General features: G+C 51.3%; 5 protein-coding genes. 1 reads left to right on the top strand and 4 read right to left on the bottom strand.

Going from position 1 to position 3,968, the window contains the following annotated elements; translation table 11 throughout:
* From Q0L26_RS05650 to Q0L26_RS05665, 4 genes are all read right to left on the bottom strand, one after another.
* The coding region (locus Q0L26_RS05650; RefSeq protein WP_296648549.1) for an FAD:protein FMN transferase at window positions 1-631 on the bottom strand (631 nt) is incomplete at its 3' end.
* A 59-nt stretch (window positions 632-690) separates the two neighbouring features.
* On the bottom strand, window positions 691-1,119 hold the full coding sequence (locus Q0L26_RS05655) for an FMN-binding protein (protein WP_296648552.1): 429 nt from the start codon (window positions 1,117-1,119) through the stop codon (window positions 691-693).
* Entirely contained in the window at window positions 1,106-1,621 is a 516-nt protein-coding gene (locus Q0L26_RS05660; RefSeq protein ID WP_296648555.1) for an FMN-binding protein, read from the bottom strand. Before Q0L26_RS05660 ends, Q0L26_RS05655 begins: the two co-directional genes overlap by 14 nt.
* Window positions 1,618-3,039: a ferric reductase-like transmembrane domain-containing protein gene (locus Q0L26_RS05665; RefSeq protein WP_296648558.1), complete on the bottom strand. Its 1,422-nt coding sequence runs from the start codon at window positions 3,037-3,039 to the stop codon at window positions 1,618-1,620. The genes Q0L26_RS05660 and Q0L26_RS05665 overlap by 4 nt, the downstream gene beginning before the upstream one ends.
* Window positions 3,040-3,127: 88 nt before the next feature.
* Between Q0L26_RS05665 and Q0L26_RS05670 the strand changes: the two genes are divergently transcribed.
* Window positions 3,128-3,968, top strand: an 841-nt coding sequence (locus Q0L26_RS05670; protein WP_296648562.1) for an alpha/beta hydrolase, incomplete at its 3' end; no start/stop codon positions are given.

Below are 3,968 nucleotides of genomic sequence, written 5' to 3' on the forward strand. Positions count from 1 at the left end.
CGGTTGCCCAAACATCTGCTGTTACTAAATCTTTTGCAACAACGCTGACCTGAACTAAATCAGTTGGCGAATCTTTGCTAGGTGCTTTTGGATTCCAAATGTGATTGCCGCGTTCTGCAGAGCCGCTGGTTGCCATCGCACGAAACTCAGTGTCATTCAAATCAATCACGGTGAGAATTGCATGATCAGGTGACGCAATAGAAATTGGTTTTGAAATTGCGATGCGCCAATCTTGCTCAGTGGTTAGTTCATCGCCTAACCAAACATCGCCGCCGGCATTCATCGTGAAGTCCACGATGCCCGCTTGCAAAATATATTCGGCTGCACGTTTTGCCGCCCAGGTCTTGACGATGCCAGAAGGATCAAAAGTATTTTGCGGAGTCATGGCGCTGAACCAACCATCGGTTCGTTTTTCCCATTCTTCACATGCGTCCCAAATTTCAGCGACAACCGGTGGGCAATCTGAAACTCTAGTCTCACCGCGCGCAAGTTGCGACAGTGGCGATTCGGTTTTATAGAGACTGAATGTTCTGTCGGCCTCGTGCAAAATTTCACATGCCTGGGCAATTACTGTTTGAGTTTCAGAATCGCTCAGTGCACTGCGGCCGGCAAAACGAAACGTCGTGCCCATACAGGTCTCGACATGTTCAAAAGACCGGTTCTCAGAAGAGGCGTGCTCGAAAGAATTCATCAATTCAATTTCGATAGCGCGCTCGAAAGCGCCTGTTGGTATGCCTCAGTGGTGAAGGTTGCACCAGAGAGATTTCCAAAGTTCGCGCTCTGTGCTTTCATGGCTTCTTCGTTCAATACCGGAATGGCTTGGTCATAGCCTGGGCTTGCGGTTGCTTGCAGCTCAGTGATTTTTTCAATCTTGCCGGCGGTGGCGGTAACTTCAAGTTCGATCACACCGTAGCGGTACTCAATCGGATCACCCTTGACGGTCTGTGTCTTGGTCGCACCCGCGGCTGAGCCACTGGTATCGGTTGTTGGATTTAGCCAGAGCGCATTGATGCCAATTGCGCCGCCAACACTGGCGGCAACCATGACCATGGTTGAAACTATCCATGGGCGCTTTTTACTGTGTGGGTTCGCGAGTTTCAAATCTTTAGAACTTGGCAAGGGCCGACTCCAATGCTGTCTTGAAGGCCTGGGTGGTGAAGGTTGCCCCAGACACATTGCCAAAACTTGAACCGTTAGCGCTGACTGCTGCATCGGCAAGCATGCCCGGCACTACTGCCCAGTCTGGCCCCTTGGTTCCCGATTGAATCAAGTTGACGGCCGTGATTGTTGAGCCGGATTTGACTACCTCAAGCTGGATCACACCGTATTTATAAGAAACCGGGTCGCCGGTCTTTGACCCCGATGCCGTTGCCGGCTTCTTTGTTGCTGCAGGTGTAGATGTCTTGGTTGGGGTCGCGGATTGGACCGGCTCGCTCGGCACTGTTTGAGATGGTGTTGATTCTGTTGAAGGTGATTCCACAGGGGCAGCCTCCACGGGTGCCGCAGGCTGAGTCGAATTGTCCAAGCTCAAACCAGTTTCAGCAGCTTGACCCAATGACCACGAGGTGGCAAGAACGCCAAGGCTGATTACGCCAACAATGTTTTGAGTAACTTTTCTCACCAGGCGTACTCCTCTGAGTGAATGCTGTCGATAGGTGTGCCAGCCTTGCGCACAGATTTGATGACACTGTGTGTCCAAGCCTCGGGTCCACAAATGAATACATCTGCTTCTGAAACATGCGGGGCCATCATTGTGAGGCGGGCGACATCGGGGTTGTTTGTTCCGTCTTCACTTAGCCAAGAGTTTTTGTTTGCGCGCGGGCCGGCGATGATGTGCAGCGGGAATTCGCGACGACGACAAATCTCTTTGATCTCGTTTAACAGCGACGCATCGTTTTCGTTTCGCACGCGATAAATAACTGTGATGTCACCTGGGCGGGCAGCCATAGATTCAGCAAGAGTGCGAATCGGTGGAATGCCAATGCCAGAAGCAATCAAGACAACTTTTTCTTTTGTGCGACGCTCCTCGGTGAACAATCCGTATGGACCTTCAATTGCGATGGGAGTACCCGGCTTCAGGTTTTGCATCAGCTTGGTGTCGTCACCGCGATCACCAATTGTGAAACGCAAGTACTCACCATTTGGTGCTGCAGAAATTGAGAATGGGTGTGGGCGCCACCACTGAGTTGGTGTTAGAAAACGCAAGAAGTAGAACTGACCCGAAACCGCTTCAATCTTTTGCAGGTGCTTGCCGGTTAGGTAAAGCGAAACAGTGTCAGAAGACTCACGAACGGTTTGTGCCAAGACAAGACGCTTACGGAAAGACTTGCGAATTGGAATGATCACGCGGAACCAAAGAATGTTTAGGAACACAAACAGGTAAAGCGAAACCCAAATAATTGTTTGCACCGGTTTTCCGGCTACGTCACTGCCTGCTGTAAAAATATGCGGCACTGCAAGAGCTACTGAAATGTATGAGGTTAGGTGCACGAAGTACCAGGCCTCGTAGCTCATCTTGCGCCGAGTGAAGTTGATTGAGGTAAGAACCACGACAACCATCAAAACCAAACTGATTGTTGCGATGAGCATGTCTTGGACATCGGTGATGAACCACCAAAGGGTTTTGACAATGTCGTCACCATTAGTAATTGAGTACTGAACCAGTGAAGCAAGGAAGTGGGCAACGATCAGGTAGAGCACCGGTTTGCCGAGGCGCTTGTGAACAACCGTGGCGCCATCGTGACCATAGAACTTGTCAATCCATGGAACACGAGCAATAAGCAGCATCAAAATCAAAAGCAGGGCGGTACCGAGTAAAGAGGTAACGCGGCTGATTGCACCCAGGGCGGTTGGCAGATCGGTGACGCCTTTGAGCCCGCCGTCAATCAGGAACATCACCAAAACCGCCATCACGATTGACAAAGCAATGGTCTCGATGATGTCTTGAGCTCGCTTGATGCGAACTACCTTGCGTTCACCAATTCGGACCGCCTTATTGGGCTCAGTTAGCCGTAATTGATTGGCTGGTGAGTTGCTCATAAGACCCAGTCTGGTTCAGAAGGCTGGGAGTTGTCTGGACGCGCGCTGTATGTGCGGGATGAATGAAACCCAGGGCTAAAGTTGCCTCATGACTGCTCTTCCGATTGTGCGAACCTACACCGATGCCGAGGGAATCGACATTACTTTTTACGAGTGGCCAGTGGCTCAGCCGAAAGGCTGCGTTCAACTGGTGCACGGATTGGGTGAGCACGCTCGCCGCTACGACCACGTTGCCGCCGCATTAAACCGAGCAGGCTTCAGCGTCTATGCCGACGACCACCGCGGACACGGTGCAACTGGATTGCGTATGACCGCCGAGGGCATCACCAAGAAGCAGGGAAACCTTGGCCCTGGCGGAATGGCTGCGGTTTTTGCAGGCGTGCGTCAACTGAGTCACATCATCGTTGGTGAAAATCCTGAAGAGCCCTTGGTACTTATTGGGCACAGCTGGGGTTCGATGATTGCGCAGCGCATCTACAACAAATACTCCGATGAATACGACGGCCTTGTGTTGAGCGGTTCATCCATTTTGATTCCAGGCGTTGTGCCAAGTTCTGGTTTCAACAAGAAGTGGAACAAGACACCAAATGCGTCCGGCTACGAATGGTTGAGTCGCGACGAAGAAGTTGGTCGCGATTTTCTTGCCGACCCAAAGAACTTTCCTGAAACAGCGATTCAGGTTTTTGGAATCACCAACACCGCAAAGTTGATGGGTGTGCCGTCCAAGCAGATCGATTCCCACGTTCCGATTTTTATTATGGCCGGGTCTGCTGATCCGCTGGGCGGAGAGAAGGGCAACAAGAAGTTGCTTGATGCCTACCGCAAGGCTGGAGTGCACGATGTTGAGCTTGTGATTTATCACGATGCTCGTCACGAAGTTTTCAATGAGACGAACAAGCAAGAAGTGCTTGAAGACTTAGTTGCTTGGC

The sequence above is a fragment of the Rhodoluna sp. genome, assembly GCF_024641065.1.
Lineage (GTDB): Bacteria > Actinomycetota > Actinomycetes > Actinomycetales > Microbacteriaceae > Rhodoluna.

What these genes read in the sequence shown, in the direction of transcription:
- Q0L26_RS05665 (WP_296648558.1), bottom strand. Translation starts at nt 3,039, where the DNA reads ATGAGCAACTCACCAGCCAATCAATTACGGCTAACTGAGCCCAATAAG.